A 23,004-nucleotide genomic window follows, 5' to 3' on the forward strand; every position below is an offset into this window, starting at 1 on the left:
TTTGTATTAGAGTCTGCCATTGTGTTTCGTTGCGCGTTCTTTTCATTGTTATTTCCTTTTATGTGACTTGGAAATAACATAACTGAAATCAGAAATTAGATGAAGGTGTGTTTGGCCAGACGCTTACGCCTTACCCGAATGTTCTTGCTCTGTAAATTGACACCGTTCACTTAAAGTCAAACCTACCTCTGGTGAACGGTTACAGATTTTCTCTCTTATGGCAAATTGTTTAGGTCTTCAAGGGCTGACAGTATTCCGTTTATACCGGTATAAGTGGAAGTGATTAAGCCGGGTATAAGTGGGAAAGTTGGATTTGTCAGCGTTGGAATGGTTGAAAGAATACCAGAAAGTGCCCCTAAACCAATATTTCCACAGGTCAGTAGCCCACTTGATAGAGCTTTATTCATTATTAGAAGTGCCATCAGTCTCCGGCTACGTTCATCAGGAGTTAGCTTATTTCTATCTGGGGTTATATCCGGATCATCGTAGTTGATTTTTAAATATGATTCTAACTTCTTCTCATTAATACTATCTTTATTTATATCTAGTAGCATCTCCATTAAATCTTTTGATTCCGCAAACTCCACGAGCTCTTTGAGCTCATCTTTTGAAATGATTTGCGCATCAATTTCCGGAATGGAGTAACCTTCGAGAACTTTCTTAATATTTATTGATTGCTCAAGTAAAATTGTGGCTATTTCAGACTCTTTTACAATAACAGCCAACTCTAGACATACCTTAAAGGCATCGACAGTTTTTTTTATGTCAGATGGAGTAAGATCAGGATCGTCTATTTTTTTGCTGGCGCCTAGCTTTATTTTCTGACTTAGATCAATTAACTGGATATAGTCAATTTTCTTAAAAATGTCGGGATGATGTTCAAGTCTGTATTCTAGTTCCCATAATGCCTGTTTAGTTTCACTCATGTTGTTTTTCTCCGACATTTTGTTGATCAACTATTACTATTAAAACTAGCACGCCTCTTAGACTTAGCAATAAATATGATCAATTCTGGAGCCTGCGAGTCAAGGCTCCATCATGGAAACAAAAAATCTCTCAAGGTCGCCAAAATTAGAGAGTGAATTTTTGACTGGATGGTGCACGTTTATGGGAAAGTGAAACGACTATACACTAGGCAACATTCGTCGACATATTTGTTATATCTTTCTTAATCATGTCTGGCGTTACCGAAATACTGATTGATGTTGTAACCTTCGCAGTATCACATATTGTATTGCCCTGTGTATCCTCAGTGTGAGGCTCTTCAGTTTTTATCATCGACATTAAACGGGCAATAAAATCAAGATTAGTACTCAGGGCACATAAACTGTTCATGACAGTCTGTTCGCTATCTTCCAACCACTGATAACGTTTTACATACAAACGACGTTTGGTTTTCTTTAATGTCGTTGGATCTTTGCGCAATGGGTGAAGCGGTATCTTATAGAAATATTTGTTCAGTACTTCAGCACCATATTCTTCCCATAGATCATTGTAATCAAATGTCACCGATTTACGTTTTGAGCCCACATAACGCAACGCTTGGTAGATATGTGCTTTATTAGAGATCCCCTGAACCTCATCAACGTCTAGGCTTTTCGCCAACATCAACGCTATTTCTAACATCAACGCCTTGGTTCGTAAGCCATGCACCGAGCGCGTCAGCAACTTGATCACATCATTACGATCTTCAATATCATCACTTGGTCCTTGCACTGAACCAATATAAAAAATGGTTTTAGGCTGTGTCGACACATGGCAGCTTAATGAATAGATCGTACGATTTTGTGCATCTATTAGTTGCAAGCCTAAAGACCCTTCCCGGCTTCCACCAGCACATAACTTTACATGGTAAGAGCCACCTTTGGAGTCATCAAACGACAAAATGGTTAGGCCGATGTTTTCATAAATCTTTGATAAATTAGAGCCAAAAATATGCTGACAAAAATTAAAGTGATCTTGAATATGTGCTACACGCTCGGCGCGACTCCAATTAACACATAAGTACGGCTTTAAGGGTTTTTCTAAAATACGAGGATTAGATTTCAACACTGGTGATAACTTTTCATTATCAAATAATGCCATCATTGATTTCATCGTATTTGCATTCATTATCCCCCACAAACAGAAACGCGCATTCTTTTTAATTCTGCGCCATCCAGTACTACCTGGGTATAAATCGCCTGCAATTTTAGGCAACGCACGCAAATAACCGCTCTTCTTTTCAACCATTACATTCAAAATATCTAATCTTCTTTTGACAATTAAGGGCAAGTTACACATTGATGTTCACCTTGAATGAACCGTCACTGACTTAAACAATCAAGCCAGTAGTTATGCGAACTAACAACTCCTGAAAATTCTGTCAAAGTATACCGAACGATAATGCACGCTGTACAGTTAATTATGAACAGTGTGCAAATAATGGCCACTTAGTCGTTAAGTAGTACTTACGGAAAACTAATCATGAAGAGGGGGATACAAAAACGCCATTGATGATCGTTTAATAACGATAATCAATGGCGTAATAATCTATCGGTTTATATCTTACATAATGATAAGCAGGATAATATGTGAACGTTGGCAACTTTCACTGTTTATATACGTTGAAATTGATCCATCAAGCGCTTCATTGTTTCCAGGCGGTCCACCAGCATACGGGTATTCTCTACAGAATAATTACTGGTTTTTGACGTTGCGACCGTTAATTCGTTGATGTTTTCAACATTGCGTGAGATCTCATCACTAACACCCGCTTGTTCTTCCACCGCCGAAGCTATCTGATGGCTGCTATCTGTGACTAGATTAAGCATCTCGTTGATCTGCTCTAATAAGGTGCCCGTTTCTGCTGCCTGATCATTACATTTTTTCGACAATACACCGCCGCGTTCAACAGCATCGACAGCTTGGCTAGCCGTTTGTTGTAGCCGTGCAATCATCTGCTGAATTTCACCCGTTGATGATTGAGTTTTCTGCGCTAACGAACGCACTTCATCGGCGACCACCGCAAAGCCGCGTCCTGCATCACCAGCACGAGCCGCTTCAATCGCAGCGTTCAATGCCAATAAGTTAGTTTGATCGGCAATCGAGCCAATCACATCCATAATGCCTTCAATTTGTTTACTGCTATCCGATAATGCATTAATGACTTGCTTGGAGTTATCTAACTCTTGATGCAATGCATGTACAGAATTAATAGTCGTTTCAACACTCTGCTGCCCTTCTAACGACATCTGCTGTGCTTCAGAGGTAATCGTCGATGCTTGTGCTGCGCTTTCTGCCACTTCACGGATAGATGAAGACATTTGCCCCATCGCTACACTTACTTGCTCTGTTGCCGCCATTTGTTGTTCAAGATTGGTCTGCATTTGTTGCGTGTTACCAAACTCATCCTCAGCTGAAATAAGAATATCACCTGATGTTTCGCTGGCACGTCCAACAATGGCTCGCAGCTCTGCTTGGCGCATACGTAATGCTAACTCAACCACAGAGACATCATCTTTTTTACCAGTGTAGACATATTCCATTAATGGATTATCGTAAGCCTCTTTTGCCATATCCGTTAATTTTTTATAACGTTGATACAGCTGAACACTGATCCCAGTCGCTATGGCGATAACCAAAAGCATCGCGATAGAAATGATATTTACGCCAGACATCAATATTTGTACCATCGCCAATACAAAAGCGACAGAAAGAAGACATGGAATTAAAATGGTTTGTGCAAAGCGAGGGCGTGACGTGGTAGCCTTCTTGTCCGAGTTCAATTGCTTATAGAGTTGAGTTGCACGACTGACACTAGCCTGATCGGGTCGGCTGCGTACAGATTGAAACTCAACGACCTCGCCTTTGTCATTGGTGATCGGTGTTACAAATGCTGAAACCCAATAATAACTACCATTTTTACAACGATTCTTTACTACCCCCATCCAACTTTTACCCGACTTTATGTACTGCCATAGTTGAGCAAACGCCTGTTTCGGCATATCACTATGCCTGACTAAGTTATGCGCCTTTCCATCCATTTCCTCTATGTTATATCCCGCAACATCACAAAAATGCTGATTCGCATAAGTAATATTACTATCCGGATCTGTGGTTGATATCAGATTAATCCCTTCTGAATAATCAACTTCTTTATCCAACTCTTTATGTGTCATCTCTTTTGAAGATTTTGTCATTTTTTATCTCTTATTATTTTATATGCAACATCGTGATTATTAACTTAAAATATGCGATTACAATCACATATCCTCACCGTACCATTGCGAAGATGACAAAAAATTGACACTGGTTAGCATTTACAGAAGAAATATATGCTTTATCAATCAATCGTATAAAAAAAAGCCTGTGATACATGATCACAGGCTTTTTTTCTAAATACTCAACGTATTATTTTTGTTGTTTCATTACTCAGCAACCTATTGAAAATTAACGAATCAAATGCAACACGTTGCTAAGCAACTAGGTATTCAATGCTGTTTTTTTTAAACACATTCATACCATACACACGTTTTATGCGTGTTTTTTAAATGCTAAAAATACCGTTGATAATGGCGGTAGATCCAACGAAATGGATTGTGCCAAACCGTGTTTTTCTAACAACTGCGTTTTCACTGTTTGCTGTATTGGTGTACCGCTACCCCAATATTTTTCAGCATCAGTATTAAGCAATAATTCATACTCACCCTTTGCAGGTACACCCAAGGTGTAGCCTTCACGAGGAACAGGTGTGAAATTAGAAATAACGAGTACTTTATCGCCATTCAGTGCAAATCGCTCATGCGCTAACACACTGGTTTCAGCATCGTCTTGAACACGCCATTCAAACCCTTCAGGTGAACAATCGAGTTCATGTAATGCTGGCAAATCTTGGTACAAATGGTTCAAATCACTGACAAGCTTTTTCATGCCATAATGGCGAGGGTACTCTAACCAGTGCCATTCTAGTTGACCATCATGTGACCATTCGGCACTTTGAGCTATTTCAGCCCCCATGAAGTTCAGTTTCTTACCTGGCTGACCATACATGTAGCCCATGTATGTACGCAAATTAGCACTTTTTTGCCATTCATCGCCTGGCATTTTATCTAATAGCGAACCTTTACCGTAAACCACTTCATCGTGAGATAAAGACAGTACATAGTTCTCGCTAAATGCATAAATCAGCGGGAAGGTAATCGTATTATGATGGAATTTACGGTGCACAGGCTCTTCTTGAATATAAGAAAGGCTGTCGTGCATCCACCCCATATTCCACTTAAAGCCGAAGCCTAAACCGCCCATATCAGTAGGACGAGAAACACCAGAGAATGCCGTTGATTCTTCAGCAATGGTCATTGCATTTGGATAATGAGAATACACTTCTTCATTCATCCAACGTAGCAAGCTGATTGCATCGTAATTCTGGTTACCACCGTCGTGATTTGGAATCCACTGATCGTGCTCACGAGAATAATCGAGATACAACATTGATGCCACAGCATCAACACGCAAACCATCAATATGATAATGCTCGAGCCAGAACAGCGCATTCGATATTAGGAATCGACGCACATGATCGCGGCCGTAATCATAGATGTAGCTCTTCCAATCTTGATGCCAACCACGACGAGGATCTGGGTCGTTAAATAATGCTGTGCCATCAAAATTAGCAAGACCGTGATCATCTGAAGGGAAATGAGCCGGTACCCAATCAAGTACGACACCGATACCCGCCAAGTGGCATTGATCAACGAAGTATTTGAAATCATCAGGTGTACCAAATCGACTTGTTGGTGAGAACAAACCAATAGGTTGATAACCCCATGAACCATAGAACGGATGTTCTGAAACTGGCATTAATTCAAGGTGGGTATACCCCATCTCTGATAAATAAGGAATCAGCTGTTCTGCAAGTTCACGATATGTTAGAAAATCACCCTGCTCATTTCTACGCCATGAGCCCGCGTGAAGCTCATAAAAAGACAATGCTTCTTGATGCTTCACACTAACAGGACGTGTTTGCCATGCTTTATCTTGCCATTGGTAACGAGACTGATCGTAAACGATAGAGGTAAAAGATGGGTACTGTTCTGATGAATAGCCCCAAGGATCAGCTTTATGCGGTAAGCTATTTCCTGAACTATCTTTTAATTCAAATTTATATTGAGTGCCATCTTCTAAATCTGGAATAAATAAGCCCCACAGGCCATCATCCAAACGTTGCATAGGGTGACGACGGCCATCCCAAGCATTGAATTCACCAATAACACTGACTGCTGATGCATTCGGTGCATAAGTAAGAAAACGTACACCAGATATTGGCTGACCACCTTTATTAAGGGAGAGTAACTGTGCACCCATCTCGCTATGCATTTTCGATGGCGATACTAGTGCATCACCTGAAGGCATAAACCCATGAAACTGGTACGGGTCATGAATTGTTTGCTCGCCAGTCGGCCAGCTTATATGTAGCTTATATACTGCAGCGGTAAGATCCATCTTACTTGTTAAAACGAAACCACTTTCACCTTCGCGTGTAAGAGGAAATTTCTCGCCATTTTCAATTTCAACTGCCACAGAAACAGCGCCAGGCATCCACACACGAAGTGCGATGCCAGTCGACAGATACTGTGGACCTAAAAACGAAAACGGGTCCGAAAAAGCAGCCCTTTCGAGCTGCATATATTCCTTTTCACTGCGTGTCACTTTGATCGTGTCCAACGCACTACTCCTGATTATTTTTTCTGGCTTGCTTTTCCTCGTGCGTCTGTTAAACGACGAGTTAGATCAATAATATCTTGACGTGTAAATAAATCGTCTAATGTTGTAGAAAGCTTACGACGCCAGTTAGGGTATTCATCAACTGTACCAGGAATGTTGACTGGCTTATCCATTTCCAACCAGTCTTCCAATTGTAGGCTCAGCAATGCACTCGAACTAGCAGCCAAATGCATCTGCATACCTTCACTAAGGCGCAGATCCATTGGAACATAACTCGCATCGTGACCTACCCCTTCAGGAAGATAACCATGCCAGTCTAAACTATCAAGGATTTTTTGCTTACTTTCAGCACGACTTGCAAATAATCCCGCAAGTTGATCTTTATTTGGATAAAGCCCTAATTCTTCACCCAATTTTAAGTCATCACAGTGCCAGAAACCACGAAGTGTTGGCATATCATGCGTACATAATGCCGCCATAGATTGTGATGGATAATGAGACGGAGAATAGAAACCACCATCTTCAGCTGTTTCGAAAAAGAATACTTTGTATGAGTGAATACCAGCAGTAGACAGTTTACCAATAATTTCATCTGGCACTGTACCCAAGTCTTCACCGATGACGGTACACTGAAAACGGTGACTCTCTAATGCTAAGATTGCCATCATGTCATCTACTGGGTAGTACATGTAAGCACCTTGTGTTGCTAATTCACCTTTCGGAATCCACCAAAGGCGTAACAAGCCTAAAACGTGGTCAATTCGTAGTGCACCACAGTTACGCATATTTGCACGTAATAACTGGATGTAAGGTTCGTAAGCTGTTTCTTTTAATGCTTCAGGGTTTAGCGGTGGTAAACCCCAGTTTTGACCCAATGGACCCAAAATATCAGGTGGCGCGCCAACACTAACATCTTGACAAAGCGCACCATGGTCAGCCCATGTTTCAGCTCCAGAATCACAAACGCCAACCGCAAGGTCACGGTATAGACCCATTGCCATGCCTTTCTCTTCAGCTAACTCATTCACTTCAGCAAGCTGAGTGTCTGCTAGCCATTGTAAGTACATGTACAACTTAACTTGCTTAGCGTTATCTTTGATGTAAATTTTCACTGCTGCATTATCGAAATGACGATACTCTTCAGGGAATACAGGCCAGCCCCAAGTATTGTCATCTTTCTTCTTAAGATCAGCATGCAATGCATCAAATGCTGCTTGATGAAGTAAGCTATCGCCGCCCTCTTCAACAAACTGTAAGAATTGTTTTGCACGTTGTGTATTATTATCTAAGTGACGCTCACTAAAAGTATCAAATAGTAACGGAAGTACTGCCATCTTTAAGCAAGACACTTCGCTGTAATTCACCCAATTAGTATTACGCGCTTCCACTAAACGTTGTTGGAATTGTGCACTACCAACAAGTTGTTGAGCTGCATCACATTGTGCAAACTCAGACACAGAGCTAACGTCAATGTACATTAAGTTTAACCAACGTCGTGAAGACGGGCTATATGGGCTTGCACCTTCTGGGTTCGCAGGGAAGAGTGAGTGAACTGGGTTAAGGCCCACAAAATCACCACCTCGAGCCGCAATATCAGCAACTAATTGTTTTAGATCGCCAAAGTCACCAATACCCCAGTTATAGTTGGTGCGAACAGAATAAAGCTGAACACTGGTGCCCCAAAGTTTCTTATCATCCAACAGCGCTTGCTGCTTATAACAAGACGTTGGAGTTACGATCAATGTCATTTCAAATGGAGACTTACGGCGTTTGCGGAATACTTCTAATTTATGGTAGCCCCACGCCAAGTCATCAGGTAATGCAAAGACAAGTGGACCGCCATTTTCACGATCATCAGAAATAAGTTGAGACTGTAACCAACCTTCCATTACTACACCTTGTTCGGTAGTAAGTTTCCAGCTGAAATCACTTGTTCGAGCACTTACGCCAAGGTGTAGCGTAATGTGCATGGGTTCGCCATTACGAACAACCTTAACAGGTGCTAATACATCTGGACGCTGTCTTTTTAGCGCAGATTCCATTAATGCATCATCATTTTTGGTGTCATAGCCAAGCGCAGATAATAAACGACGTAGGGTCTCGTTTTCTACTTGAGCTTCATCACCCCAAGCACTTACATAGCTGTCAGCTAGGCCAGCCATTTCAGCAACTTGTTTTAATACTTGATCATCTTTCATCGTTCTCTCCGATAGCGATCTTAATGCCGCTACGATGTTTAATTTGCTGATACCAATACAGAGTGGCGCTTAACTTCCAAATATCGATGCCTTTATTTGCTAACTAGCAACTGCCATCAACAAGCAAGAAAGTTAATGATTACGACAAGTGCCAATGACGGCACTTGTCGTTTAAAGCAGTTATTTAACTGAGACTGCTTTTAATTTCCAGATATTATTAACATAGTCACGGATACTACGGTCTGAACTGAATTTACCAACAAGTGCTGTATTCAAAATCGTTTTACGTGCCCATGTTGCTTGATCACGGTATTCCGCATCAATTTTTTCATGTGCTTTTACGTAGTCTGCGAAATCAGCAAGCACTAAGTATGGGTCACCACCATCCAGTAAGTTTTGGCGAATTGCCGATAACTGGCCAGGATTACCTGGGGTAAATTCGTCGGTATTCAATAAATCTAGCGACGCACGTAGAAGGCTATCAGCGTGGTAATAACGGTAAGGGTCGTGACCCTCTTCTTTTTGTTTAAGAACTTCATCTACCAGTAAACCGAAGATAAAGATGTTTTCGTCGCCCACTTCTTCGCGGATCTCAACGTTCGCACCGTCCATCGTACCGATAGTTAGTGCACCGTTAAGTGCAAGCTTCATGTTACCTGTACCCGACGCTTCTAGACCTGCTGTTGAAATCTGTTCAGACACGTCAGCCGCAGGAATAATGATTTCCGCAAGGCTTACACGGTAATCAGGTACGAATACAACTTTCAGCTTACCGCCAAGGCGAGGATCGTTATTTACTTTGTCTGCAACTTTGTTAATTGCAAAAATAATATCTTTTGCTAATGCATAACCCGGTGCTGCTTTCGCAGCAAAGATAAACACACGTGGGTGCATATCAAACGTAGGTTCATTCAGCAAACGATGGTAAAGCGATAGAATATGAAGCAAATTCAAATGCTGACGCTTATATTCGTGTAGACGTTTAATTTGAACATCAAAGATTGCATTAGTATCAAGCTCGATACCCATGTTGTCTTGAACCCAATCAGCAAAACGTTGCTTGTTGTCTTTCTTCACTGCTAGGTAACGCTTCTGGAATTTCTTATCTTCCGCAAATTTAGCTAAACCAGACAACTGCTCAAGTTTTGCAGGCCATTCTGTACCGATTTTTTCATTCACTAACTCAGTAAGACCTGGGTTACAGAACTTTAACCAACGACGTGGTGTAACACCGTTTGTAACGTTATGAAGACGACCTGGGAATAGTTCGTTGAATTCAGGGAATAAATCGCGTTTAACTAACTCTGAGTGCAGAGCCGCTACGCCATTAACAGCGTAAGTACTGACCACACACAAGTTTGCCATACGAACCATACGCTGCTGGCCTTCTTCAATAATAGAAAGCTTACGTTTGATTTCGTTGTTACCAGGCCACTTCTCTTCAACCAACGTCATGAAACGGTGGTTAATTTCGAAAATAATTTCCATATGACGCGGAAGCATGTCTGCGATTAGAGACTCGCTCCATCTTTCCAGTGCTTCAGGCAATAATGTGTGGTTAGTGTAAGCAAATACTTTCGATGAAATTGCCCATGCCGCATCCCAACCTAATTTGTGCTCATCAATAAGGATGCGCATTAGTTCAGGAATCGCAATTGTTGGGTGAGTATCATTTAGCTGAATAGATTCAAGTTTCGCAAGATCTTCAATTTTGTTACCAGCTGCAAAATGGCGACGAAGAATATCTGCTATAGAACATGCGCAATGGAAATACTGCTGCATTAAGCGCAATGTTTTACCCTGATCATGATTGTCATTTGGGTAAAGCACTTTTGTTACGTTACCAGCTTCTAATTGGCCGTATTGTGCGCCAACGTAATCGCCATCGTTAAAGCGAGCTAGATTGAATGGCGCTGGTGAACGACATTCCCATAAACGCAGAGGGTAAACGCTCTTATTGTCGTAACCAACAATAGGAAGATCCCATGCAACACCTTCAACGGTCATTGCTGGAACCCAACGGCGACAACTAGTGCCCGCTTTATCTGTGTATGTTTCAACTGAACCAAACAAACCAACAGTTTGGCCGAGTTCAGGGCGAACAACTTCCCAAGGGTAACCCTCAATACCGCGCCACGCATCTGGCACTTCTACTTGATGTCCACCTTCAAAAGATTGGCTAAATAAACCGTATTCATAATGAAGACCGTAACCAACTGCAGGGTATTCTTGCGCTGCTAAAGAATCCATAAAACATGCAGCTAGACGGCCAAGACCACCATTACCTAATGCGGGGTCGCGTTCTTCTTCAAGTAAATCTGTTAAGTTAAGCCCTAGCTCTTCTACTGCCGCGCTCACTTCTTCGTATAACCCCATGCTGATAAGGTTGTTACCAGTAAGGCGACCAATCAAGAATTCTAAAGAAAGGTAATTAACACTACGTACATTTTGTTCTGCAAGTTGCTTTTCCGTTTCTAGCAGGCTGCCGGTGCTGATCTCAGCTAATGCTTTGCCGACTGCTAGATACCAGCTTCGTGAGTCTGCTGTCTCTGGCGTTTTCGCATAAGTAGTCACTAAGTGTTTTTCTACTGATGCTTTAAATAAAGCTTTATCAAATTGTTGTGTTTGACCACGTGTAGTCATGGTTCATTCTCTCTCTAGGATTATTTCAACTGGAATCTATGTTGCCTGTGTTTATTCATAAAAACATCCTCCTAACTTTGGGGTATGAGGGATGAGTAGAAGGGGCGTAGGTAATCTTAACGGGTATTTTTTGTGACGCTCTCCATAAAAATAGGGTGTAGATGAATAATCACAAGCTAACCATGCAACCTAGTTCACACTTATGAATGAAACACTCATGTGCAACTACCCTCTTAATTTTTCATGTCAGACGCACATTATGTGAAGTGGTTCATATTTTTAGGGATGAGAGACAATAGAAGGACGCTTTAAACCCATGAGAAAGGTAAAGTTATGGTTAGGATCAAATATTGTAGTAGCCATTTACTGCATGATTTTGATTAGCAAGTAGCATAAATCACATACTTACTATTCCTTTGTAACCAAAGGAAGATTTCAAATCGGATCTTGAACCCTTATAAAAGACGTAAAGAATACTATGTGGATACCTTCGAAACTTACTCGACCAGCACGCCTTCATAACGCAATTCTTCGTTCTCGATTGCTGGAAAGCCTCGATCAAGCGCCTTATTATCGCCTTGTTCTTTTTCGTTCGCCTGCCGGTTACGGTAAAACAACAATGGCCGCGCAGTGGTTGAATAAACACTCACATACTGGATGGTTTAACGTTGATGAAAGTGATAACGATACCTTTAGGTTTGCAAACTATTTACTGCAATCCATTAATAAAGCAACAAACAATGCCTGCTTAAAAACCCAAGCAATGGCAGAACGCCGCCAATTTGCGTGTTTAACAACGCTCTTTAGTGAATTATTTGGTGAATTATCAGATTATGATGAACAAACATATTTAGTTCTTGATGATTACCATGTGATCAATAATGAAGAGATCCATGAAGGTATGCGCTTTTTCCTCAAGCACATGCCAGATTGCGTCACATTAGTGGTTACCAGCCGTACACAACCGCCACTCGGCACTGCAAATTTACGAGTACGCGATTTACTGATTGAGGTGGATAACCATTTACTGGCTTTTGATCAAGAAGAGACCGAACGCTTTTTTCACAAGCGAGTCTCTTCAGAGATTGAAACAACAGTACTCAATTCACTACGAGAACAAGTCGAAGGTTGGCCATCAGCTTTACAACTTATCGCACTGCATGCACAACAAAAACCGAATAACCTGGCGGAGTCTGCCCTTTCAATGGCAAACTTTAACCGCGGGCATTTGTGGGACTACCTAGCAGAAGAAGTCTTTGACCAATTAGATCGTGAAACCCAGCAATTTTTATTACAGTGTTCAGTATTAGATATTTTCAATGCTGAATTAGTGTCTGACTTAACGGGTCGTAGCGATGCTCTCTCTATGTTGGAATCACTCAACCGCTTTGGTTTATTCTTAAATACACTTGAAGGTGCTGATAACTGGTATCGCTTCCATAACCTTTTCGCTGAATTTTTACGCCACCAGCGCTACTCTCAAATTCCACAACAACGAACAGAGTTACACAACAATGCCGCAAAAGCATGGCTAAAACAAAACCGTCCACAACAAGCTTTAATGCATGCAATGAAAAGTAAAAATGAAGATCTCACCATAGAGATCCTGACTGATTACGGCTGGAATATGTACCATCACGGAGAATTAAAACTCTTAGAAGATTCCATTTCTGCACTTAGTACTGAAAAACTATTCAGCGCACCGCGCCTTACCTTATTACGCGCTTGGCTAGCACAAAGTCAGCACCGCTATGATGATGTTGGTGAGTTAATCGCTGAATCTGAAGAAGAAATGAAACAACGTAATTTGGTGTTAGACGATGGATTACAAGGTGAGTTTAATGCACTTCGTGCTCAAGTTGCCATCAACCAAAGTAAACCAGTAGATGCATTAGTGTTATCTGAACAAGCATTAGGACAGTTGCCTTCAACAACATACCGAAGTCGCATTGTTGCCACCTCTGTTGTAGGTGAAGTACACCACTGTTTAGGTAATCTCAGCCGTGCATTGCCGATGATGCAGCAAACAGAAAAAATGGCACGTCAGTACCATGTATATCATCAAGCCCTGTGGGCTCTATTGCAACAAAGTGAAATTCTCGTCGCTCAAGGTTATGTTCAAGCTGCGTTTGAATTACTCGACCAAGCCTATCGCCTAGTAAAAGAGCAACATCTACAACAAGTTCCTCTTCATGAATTTCTGTTACGCCTACGCGCTCAGATTTTATGGTGCTGGAACCGACTCGATGAAGCAGAAGAATGTGCCCATAAGAGCTTAGAAGTACTCGCACCCTTTGATGACACCAAGTCATTGCATGCTTACTCAATGCTGGCGCGTATTGCACTTAGTCGTGGTGAGATAGATAAAGCAGCACGTTATTTAGAATTGTGTAACAGCTTAATGGAACGCGCTGATTATCATATTGACTGGCGTGCAAACACCGATTTGTCTAACCTTTTTTACTGGCAGATAAAAGGTGAAAAAGACAATATCGCTAACTGGTTGCATCAAGCTGAACGTCCTGATAGCGCTTGTAACCACTTCCAGCAATTACAATGGCGAAACATCGCCCGTGCCTGCATCATTTTAGAAGACTACCATCAAGCAGAAGAAATCTTCGCTATGCTTGAGGATAATTGTAAAGCACACAGCTTAATAACGGATAGTAATCGTAACCTTGTTATACAATCCATTCTGTGTAAAAAACAAGGCCAACGCAAAATTGCTCTTGAACACCTAAAACAAGCATTAACCTTGACGAACAGTACTGGCATGATCGGTAACTTTCTGTGTGATGCAAATGAAATTTGTGATTTACTACAAGAGTTGGTTGATACTAAACAGTTGAATGAATTAGAACTTCATCGAGTACAGCAACTTCTTCGTGAAATGACCAGCAAAGAACGTAACCGTTCAGTACACTTTGATGAAAACTTTGTCGAAAAGCTTCTAAACCTTCCTGATGTACCAGAGCTGATTCGTACAAGCCCACTGACTCAACGTGAATGGCAAGTGCTTGGCTTAATTTACGCAGGTTTTAGCAACGAACAAATTGCATCTGAACTCGATGTTGCTTCTACAACGATCAAAACACATATTCGTAATTTGTATCAAAAATTGAATATTGCAAATCGCCAGCAAGCAATAGATACAGCAGAGAACTTACTTAAACTAATGGGCTTTTAAAGAAAGCTATACACTATAAGTCCATTCAGCGAGTGTTTGAGAGTATAATTCTCATGCACTCGCCCATTAACCGGTTAAGGATAACCAATGATTGAATGGATGAAAGATCGCATCTGGTACATCGATATGCCGCTTAAAGTAAATGGCATACCTGTGGGCAGTCGTATGACGGTGATCAGGCTAGAAAATGATAAACTTCTGATTCATTCTCCGGTTCAACTTACCACTCATCTGCAATTAGAGTTAACTAAATTAGGGAAAATTCAAGCAATCGTCACACCCAATATGAATCATCATTTGTTTTTATCAGAATGGTGGCTCGCCTACCCTGATGCGTATTTTTTCGCCCCACCAGGCTTACAACAAAAAAGAACTGATTTAGTATTCGATGACGCATTAGGCGCAACAACACCTGAGTTATGGCGAAATCAATTACTCCAAACGATTTTACGTGGCAGCGATTCAATGGAAGAAATTGTATTCTGTGATCCACAATCTAAAACATTAATCGTTGGCGATACATTGGCGTGGCTACACAATAGCTATAACCCACTCACACTGACACTAGCCTTCATTAATGGATGTTATTACCGCCCTGCTATGCCTTTATATTGGCGATTATCATTCAAAGATAAGACCCGCTTACGCCAATCTATTCAAGAAATTCTTACATGGCCTTTCGATCGTATAATCTTATCTCACGGATTAGTTATTCCAGAGAATGGTAAAAAAATATTTTCTGATGCCTTTCACTGGGTACTTCAAGGCAAATAGTTCTAATTATTGATATCTACATTAACGAAAACATGCAGCTTACCCGCATAACTGCATGTTCAATAACCCACCAATAAAAAACACCGTACAAATAGTTATTGCACAATGTTTTTTATGGGAGTAATATCCTCACCATTGAAAACATAAGAACAACATTAAGTAAATAATATGTTGTCATAAATATAATTAGGATTATAAATAATGAACAAATTCATGCTGCTTCCCCTTGCAACTCTTTTAGCGACAACTTTTACTGCACAAGCGGAAACGACTGAAACAACACAACAAAACCTGACACAAAACTTCAGCTACGTTTCAGGTGGTTTACAGATTTCGACTTATAATCATGATCTTAAATCATCACGATTGGGCAAAACGGACAATACTGCTGGTATGTATTTACGTGGTAGCTGGAACTTCACTGACAACTTCTTCGTGGAAACACGTGGTGATGCAACCGTTAAAGATGATCTAACTATCTCTAACAGCGTACTAGGCTTAGGTTACTTCCACCCAATCAATAACGACTTAACCGTATACGGTTTGGCTGGTTTCTCTAGTACATTAAACGAATTAGAATTATCTAATACATCTAATGTTTCTCACGTACGCCGCGTTGATGATTCAGGTATTACAGGTGAAATCGGTGCGCGTTACCAGCTAATGAGCAAGTGGACTGTTGAGCCAGCGGTACGTGTTGCTGATTACGACAAAGCAATGTACGAAGTTCGCCTTGGCAACAACATTAAAGTATCTGACCATATGAGCATTGAAGCAAACCTAATGCACCGCGATTATGATGTACGCAAAGAAATGAGCTACCAGCTAGGTGCTCGTTACAGCTTCTAATACAGAACCTGTCACTTTCTTTAAAAACGGCTTAACATCTTGATGTTAAGCCGTTTTTGTTTTTTCAATTTGAATCAATCCATTTGTATGATGTAAATCAATTTAGCGTTAATCCTCTAGGCGTATATTTAACACCACAAGGAATGGGTAGAAATAAATCATCACCCATAAATATGCACCACATTTACAGGAGTATTATAAATGGACGCTTCCAAAGTATATTTACGTGATTTTCTTGGGTTGATTCTCGTTATTCTCTCGGTTCTCGCACTACTAGGCGCTATTTTCGATGTTCTTGCCGTATTGAATTACGTATCTGATGAAAAAGCACGGGCCTCAGTCTACCTCCATGAATCGCTACCGTTATTAATCTGTATATTGCCAACATTCATTATTGCTAAAATCATTAATCGACCATCGTGGATTATTGGCAGTGAAGACTACCGCCTAATGATGGCAAAAAAGATTCATTAGGTGCAGCTCTACCTAGGGCGTGTATTTAAAGGGAAGTTATAGAACGTGGGCAATCAAAGTATGAAAACATTGAATGCATCCAATACACATCCCATCGTGTTAATTCGTGGATTATTACGTGAACAGCGACATTGGGGGGATTTTCTAAATCAACTCATTACGCAATTCCCTAATCGCCAAATAATCTGTGTCGATTTAGCTGGCAATGGAAAGCGTCATAAACTGCAATCACCCAACAATATTCCAGCAATGGTGCAAGATTTACGTATTAAATTACACCTAAAGCTTACTACTGATACCCCCGTTGACTTGATTGCTCTTTCAATGGGAGGGATGATTGCAATTAGCTGGATGACGCTTTTTCCTGCTGAAATACGCTCTGCCATTTTAATGAATACCAGCGTACGACCACTGTCTCCGTTTTATCAACGCTTGAACTGGCGACAATACCTAACCATTGTTCGTATGCTATTAAGTCAATCAGAACAACAAGAAACGTTAATATTCAACATGACATCGAACCAACCAATACAAGCGAAAGTCATTGAAAATTGGACACAATGGAAAAACGAGTGCCCTATAACAGCAAAAAATGCATTCAATCAACTGTATGCATCCGCTATGTTCCGCTTTACTGATAAACCTAAACAACCAGTCATGTTACTTGGATCATCAAACGATCGCCTAGTCAGCCATCAATGCAGCAAGGCACTTTCTAAACATGCTGAGTGGCCATTAATTAGCCACTCTACGGCAGGACATGATCTCACTTTAGATGAACCAGAATGGGTGAGTAAACAAGCTGCCGCGTTTTATGCGCGATTGCCTAAATAGTTTCGATTCTTGGTTTATATAATTAGCTTTAACCGCCAAACCCGACTTGCTCAATATTGAGCATCTCAACGGAACCGTATTTACTCACAAACGGTTGAAGTTCTGCAGCTTGGCCTATCATCACAAACTGTAAGTTTTTATTCGGGAAATATTGGTTAACTAGGCTTTGCGTTTCATCAAGCGTCAGAGAATCGATCTGATTTTCAAAGTTGTTAATATAACTTTCGTTAATACTGTAAACGTACATATCACCTAACATATCAGCCAATTGCTCCGACGTTTCATAACGTGGTGGAAACTGACCTTTCAAATAGGCTTTTGCTGAATCAAGTGTTTCCTGATCGACCCCTTTTTCCCATAGGCGTTCATACGTTGCTATTGCTAAATCAACCGCTTGTTCTGTTGTTGACGTTTGCGTGAACGAACTAATTGAAAATAAACCCGATTGAGACCAAGCACTAAAGCCAGAACCAGCCCCGTAAGTTAATCCTGAATTTACTCGCAATTCATCGTTAAGCCATGATGTAAAACGCCCACCTAAAATGGTATTAACTAATTGAATGCCAATATAATCGGGATTGTCTTTCGCTATACCGACCCCACCAAAAATAAACGTGGTTTCAGTTGCGTTGGCTTTATTGACCACCAGCACTCGACTCTTATCCATTACTGGAACAGCATAATTTAAATCAAGTTGCGGAACAGGTTGGGTATTATTCCAATCTGCAAATAAGGCTTCTAATTCAAGCTTCATCAAGTTGGAGTTGAAATCACCTACCACGGTAATCGCTGTATTGACTGGCTGGTAATAAGAGTTATGGAACGTGGCTAATTGTTTAGGCGTAATGGCCGCTATTGACTGTTGATCACCCTCTACAGGGTTGGCATATGCATGTTTATCAAACACAAACTTTGAGTAATAACCCCGAATAACCTTATTTGGGCTTTCTTTTTGCTGCGCCAATAACTCTACATTCTGTTTTTGAAATTTAGCAAATTCTTTCGCATTAAAGGTCGGCTCAGTCAGTACCGATTTAATCACATCAAACATGACATCTGCATCTTTCGCAAGAAAGTCGGCATTGATATAGCTCGATTCTTTATTCGATCCCGCTTCAAAACCGGCTCCGATATTATCGGTAACCTGCTCTAACTGCACTTTGTTATATTTCTTAGAACCCAATAACAAGCCTTCCGCTGTCATTGAAGCTAAGCCAGAAATAGGATCGTTCACTGAACCCGCTTTAACAATCGCTTTCACAGTAATAACAGGAATATCATGTTTTTCTAGCAAATAAACGGTCATGCCATTTGCAAGTACTGCTTTCTTGTATTCGGGAAAAGAAAACTGCCCTTTTTTCACCGTACCACCCTTCTTTTCAACAATTAGTAAGCTATCGCCTCTAGCTCCAGCTAAACGTTCGGTATCTGTTTTATCTTCAAAACCCAAAAATTGTGGCGTTGGCTTTATACCACTTACACTAACCACACTTGAAGCCTTATCATCGTTCGATGTTGCCGAAGAATCCATTATTACGCCTACCTTTCCCGCGGGGTTGTTTGTTTCAAAAGCGGTATTCGGTGCTATCGAATCAGATGCTGTTTTACTAAAAATCGCTGTTTTCTGCTCAGTTACCGCAATCGTCTGCTCCATCGTTCCTTCATTGGCTGCCGCTTGCATAGTGGTATTATTAGCGCTTGGTGGAATGGTACAGGCGACAAGTGCCAAGCTAAAAGCGACTAAAATAGGTAATTTTATCGTCATTAGTTTCACTCCTCTACTGTTCAGTGGCATCTAACACACCAACAGTGCGGTTAGATTGTCGAAAGTAAATATGGGCAACACGTTTGATATCGTCTACTGTCACGTTTTCAAATTCGCTAGGGGCATCAAATAAGGCTTTATAGCTACCAAAATATAACTCGTACGTACCAATCGTGTTTGATTTTCCATCGATAGTTTCAAGCTCTCGATAAAAATCCATTAGCTTCATGTTTTTCGCTTTAGTGAGCTCTTGTTCAGTTACACCTTTTTTAATCACGTCATCTAGCTGCGTAATAAAGGCTTTTTCTAGTTCATCTGAACTTGTACCTTCGCTCGCCACCAAATAGAAATAAAACAGATTTGGATCAATCGACATTGGCATATGAGTATCAGCAGAAATTGCTAACCCTTTATCGACAATATTACGCTCTAACCGTGAACTTCCTCCCCAACCTAAAATAGACTCGAGTAAAGATAGCGCGTAATAGTCTTGGTGTGTGGTTTGCGGTACATGATACGCCAACATAATATTTGGCGTGGTAACAGAGCTTTTTTGAACATAAACGCGGCGTTCACCTTTTTGCGCAGGCTCAATTGCCGTTACTTTACGAGGCTCGGGCTGAGAAGGGATCGGTGTGAAATATTCTTCTGCCAGTGTTTTAATTTCATCAAACTCAACAGCGCCCGTAATCACCACAAAGGCATTATTCGGCGCGTAATACGTTTTATGATATTTAACTAAATCATCCAGCGTCCAATTTAAAATATCAGATTCATGACCAATAACGGACCAGCTATAAGGATGAACCCGGAATGCAGCCGCTTTAACCTCTTCATTTAGCACCCGCCAATTTGAATTTTCTAAACCTGTTCGACGTTCAGACATCACAACATCGCGTTCGCTTTCTAGCATTTCTGCATTGATATCTAAATGAGCAATACGATCAGCTTCTAAATCAAAAATTTTCTCGACCGAACTAGAAGGGAACCAATTGGTGTATACCGTGGTATTTTCAGTGGTATAAGCATTGTTTGCACCACCAGCAGATTCCATTACACGATCAAACATTTTCGGCCCGTATTTCTTTGCCCCATTAAACATCATATGTTCAAAGAAATGGGACAAACCCGTAATGCCAAGTGCTTCGTTACGTGAACCAACTTTCCAGAATAAATACATATTAGCATTGGGGATTGTGTAATCCTCTACCACTAATATTTTCATTCCATTTTCTAGGGTAAGGGTTTTTACATCTTCTACTTTCATTGCTTGTGCGACTCCCGTCATGCCAAGGCAAAGGGCGATCGCTAAGAGCAAACGCTTCATATCGACTCCTTGATACTAGAATTAACAACGTTATATATTGCCGTATTTTTATACGATCGTTTTAATTTATTGAATTGGTGCCACTCAATAAACATAGTGAAAATAGACACATCTCGCTAACTATTAATAAAAATATTCATTAAGACCGACACGAGCAGTTTTTGTGAGCACGTTTAAAACAAGGTTACAACGTCACACTATCATTAGTAAAAGTGTCACGTAACAACTGTATCATCGCACGGGTTTTCTCTGGTAAATATTCCCGTGAAGGATAAATTAATGTGAGCTTAATTTCAGGAAAACGTTCGCCAGATAATACATTAACTAGCTCACCCGCAGTGACGGCTTCCCGAACCAGTATTGTCGGCAATAACGCAATACCATGAGCTGATTTCGCCATGTGGTGTATTAAACGTAAATCATCAGAACACAATCGAATCGTTAAGCCATCAGCCAATGCGGTCGAATTATACCTGCTCACTAAAATACGGTGGTCCATTAAATTCGCAAGATCTTTAGGTGCACCATGTGTAGCAATATAATCGGGTGAAGCCACTAAGCAGCAAGGAAATGGCAATAAGGTTTGCTGAACATAATCTTCATTAATAACCTTCAGAATATTAGGCAATAACTGTAGATCGACATTATCTCGCTTCAAGTCGATACTTTCTTGGCAGTGCTGTATTTCTAGTAATACATTAGGAAAACGGACTGCATATTTATCAATCAGCTCAGCAAACATGCTAGACGTAATTAACGCCGCAGGCACCGCTATTCGCAATACACCTTGCAACTCTTTTTGTCGGTTTTCAAGCAAGTTTACCGCTTGATTAGCCATTGTTAGAGGCTGATTCACTTGCTCGTACAGTAAACGTCCATTTTCTGTTAACTCGATATGCCGAGTAGTTCGAATTAACAGTTGACTGCCAAGCGCTTTTTCTAATTCTTGTAACCTTCGGCTCACTTTTGAACGTTGTAACGAATATGCCTTGGCAGCGGCACTTATTCCGCCATGCCTTACTGTTAAAACAAACAGATAAAGATCATCCATGCTTACTTTCATTGTCTCACCAATAGGTCGCAAATGTTATATTTGTCATTCTATTTAATCTAATCAACAATTTCTATAATAGAACCTTATTTATCGACATTTGGACATTCCATGCAAACTGCTGAATTAAAATTTCGCCGCTGGATGCAAAGCCTCATCATTCTTTTTATTCTTTTCGCCGGCTACATCGTGGTTGCAGATAGGCATGCTCCCTTAACGACAGAAAGTCGCGTTCAAGGTTATGTTATTCAGATTGCACCAGAAGTCACAGGTACTGTTACAGATGTACAAGTCGGTAATAATCAAGCAGTAAAAAAAGGGACGCCTCTTTTTACTATTGATACAAGTCGATATACGTTGGCAGTTGAAAAAGCTGAAGTCGCCCTTAAACAGGCTCATGAACAAGAAAGTGCCTTGTACGCAAAAGTGAGCTCAGGTAAGGCAAAAGTGGCGACAACTCAGGCGTCTTATAATAATGCGCGTAGTGAGTATCAGCGTATTAAAAAATTAGCACAGCAAAAACTGGTCTCAGCGTCAATGCTAGATAACGCGTTAGCAAATAACAGTGTGGCTTTATCTAACCTTCATGCAGCGCAACAAGACTTACTTTCATTACAAGTGCAACTAGGCATAACCCCCGGAGAAAGTAGTATGGTTCACGCTGCTGAAAACGCCCTTGAGCAAGCGAATCTCAACTTATCACACACCCAAGTTAATGCGCCTAGTGATGGCGTTATTACCAACTTACAGCTTGAAGTCGGCAGCACAGCAAGTACTAATATGCCGTTATTGACATTCATTCCAACCGATTCGTTATGGGTAGCGGCTGATTTTCGTGAAAAAGCCATCGCACTAATGAATGAGCATTCAACTGCCTTAGTGACTTTTGATGCTTTTCCCGGCAAAACATTCGCATTCAACATTCAAAGCCGTGATTTTGGTGTAGCCGCCGCACAGCAAAGTCCTAATGGTAAATTAACGGCTGTTGAAACAAATAACAGATGGGTACGAGATGCCCAACGGGTTCGTGTAAATTTATCAACAGATGAACCTTTACCTAAACAACTATTTGTAGGCTCACGAGCCACTGTTGTTCTTTACCCTGACAACAACCCTATCTGGTCATTATTGGCCAAGATACAAATTTCGTTAGTCGGCATGTTGCACTACATCTACTAAATCATCGCTATTAACGTG

At 40.8% G+C, this 23,004-nt stretch carries 15 protein-coding genes; 6 read left to right on the forward strand and 9 right to left on the reverse strand.

The window, feature by feature from the left end; genetic code table 11:
* Window positions 1-215: 215 nt before the first annotated feature.
* From C9J12_RS08745 to C9J12_RS08770, 6 genes are all read right to left on the reverse strand, one after another.
* Entirely contained in the window at window positions 216-926 is a 711-nt protein-coding gene (locus tag C9J12_RS08745; protein WP_107242353.1) for a hypothetical protein, read from the reverse strand.
* A gap of 205 nt (window positions 927-1,131) precedes the next feature.
* A complete protein-coding gene (locus C9J12_RS08750; protein WP_107242354.1) occupies window positions 1,132-2,283 on the reverse strand; it encodes a VirK/YbjX family protein in 1,152 nt (383 codons plus the stop codon).
* A 314-nt stretch (window positions 2,284-2,597) separates the two neighbouring features.
* The gene (locus tag C9J12_RS08755; RefSeq protein WP_107242355.1) at window positions 2,598-4,181 is read right to left on the reverse strand and encodes a methyl-accepting chemotaxis protein; all 1,584 of its coding nucleotides are present in this window, start codon (window positions 4,179-4,181) and stop codon (window positions 2,598-2,600) included.
* Window positions 4,182-4,515: 334 nt separating this feature from the next.
* Window positions 4,516-6,666, reverse strand: coding sequence for a 1,4-alpha-glucan branching protein GlgB (gene glgB, locus C9J12_RS08760; protein WP_107242356.1), 2,151 nt, complete (start codon window positions 6,664-6,666; stop codon window positions 4,516-4,518).
* A gap of 53 nt (window positions 6,667-6,719) precedes the next feature.
* Window positions 6,720-8,903 (reverse strand): 4-alpha-glucanotransferase, encoded by a 2,184-nt coding sequence (gene malQ, locus C9J12_RS08765; protein ID WP_107242357.1) that lies wholly within the window; start codon window positions 8,901-8,903, stop codon window positions 6,720-6,722.
* 180 nt (window positions 8,904-9,083) lie between these two features.
* Complete coding sequence (locus tag C9J12_RS08770) at window positions 9,084-11,546, reverse strand: glycogen/starch/alpha-glucan phosphorylase (protein ID WP_107242358.1); 2,463 nt, start codon at window positions 11,544-11,546, stop codon at window positions 9,084-9,086.
* Window positions 11,547-12,024: 478 nt separating this feature from the next.
* Between C9J12_RS08770 and malT the strand changes: the two genes are divergently transcribed.
* The 5 genes from malT to C9J12_RS08795 all read left to right on the forward strand — a co-directional run bounded on the left by malT (window position 12,025) and on the right by C9J12_RS08795 (window position 17,664).
* Window positions 12,025-14,733 carry an HTH-type transcriptional regulator MalT gene (malT, locus tag C9J12_RS08775; RefSeq protein ID WP_107242359.1) on the forward strand — a complete coding sequence of 903 codons (2,709 nt, stop codon included), beginning with the start codon at window positions 12,025-12,027 and terminating at the stop codon, window positions 14,731-14,733.
* Window positions 14,734-14,820: 87 nt separating this feature from the next.
* Complete coding sequence (locus C9J12_RS08780) at window positions 14,821-15,507, forward strand: DUF4336 domain-containing protein (protein ID WP_107242360.1); 687 nt, start codon at window positions 14,821-14,823, stop codon at window positions 15,505-15,507.
* Window positions 15,508-15,708: 201 nt separating this feature from the next.
* Window positions 15,709-16,356, forward strand: a complete 648-nt coding sequence (locus C9J12_RS08785) for an outer membrane beta-barrel protein (protein ID WP_107242361.1) — start codon at window positions 15,709-15,711, stop codon at window positions 16,354-16,356.
* A gap of 201 nt (window positions 16,357-16,557) precedes the next feature.
* Entirely contained in the window at window positions 16,558-16,830 is a 273-nt protein-coding gene (locus C9J12_RS08790; protein ID WP_107242362.1) for a D-fructose-6-phosphate amidotransferase, read from the forward strand.
* 60 nt (window positions 16,831-16,890) lie between these two features.
* The gene (locus tag C9J12_RS08795; RefSeq protein WP_146150079.1) at window positions 16,891-17,664 is read left to right on the forward strand and encodes an alpha/beta fold hydrolase; all 774 of its coding nucleotides are present in this window, start codon (window positions 16,891-16,893) and stop codon (window positions 17,662-17,664) included.
* A 28-nt stretch (window positions 17,665-17,692) separates the two neighbouring features.
* Here C9J12_RS08795 and C9J12_RS08800 read toward each other — a convergent pair whose 3' ends face one another.
* The 3 genes from C9J12_RS08800 to C9J12_RS08810 form a co-directional block, all read right to left on the reverse strand.
* The gene (locus tag C9J12_RS08800; RefSeq protein WP_107242364.1) at window positions 17,693-19,429 is read right to left on the reverse strand and encodes a M16 family metallopeptidase; all 1,737 of its coding nucleotides are present in this window, start codon (window positions 19,427-19,429) and stop codon (window positions 17,693-17,695) included.
* 13 nt (window positions 19,430-19,442) lie between these two features.
* Window positions 19,443-20,756 (reverse strand): M16 family metallopeptidase, encoded by a 1,314-nt coding sequence (locus C9J12_RS08805; protein WP_107242365.1) that lies wholly within the window; start codon window positions 20,754-20,756, stop codon window positions 19,443-19,445.
* Window positions 20,757-20,940: 184 nt separating this feature from the next.
* Window positions 20,941-21,819, reverse strand: coding sequence for a LysR family transcriptional regulator (locus tag C9J12_RS08810; RefSeq protein ID WP_107242366.1), 879 nt, complete (start codon window positions 21,817-21,819; stop codon window positions 20,941-20,943).
* Window positions 21,820-21,918: 99 nt separating this feature from the next.
* Here C9J12_RS08810 and C9J12_RS08815 point away from each other — a divergent pair, with 99 nt between their 5' ends.
* Window positions 21,919-22,986 (forward strand): HlyD family secretion protein, encoded by a 1,068-nt coding sequence (locus C9J12_RS08815; RefSeq protein ID WP_107242367.1) that lies wholly within the window; start codon window positions 21,919-21,921, stop codon window positions 22,984-22,986.
* Window positions 22,987-23,004 lie beyond the last annotated feature (18 nt).

Source organism: Photobacterium frigidiphilum, from assembly GCF_003025615.1.
In the GTDB taxonomy this organism is placed as follows: Bacteria; Pseudomonadota; Gammaproteobacteria; order Enterobacterales; family Vibrionaceae; genus Photobacterium; species Photobacterium frigidiphilum.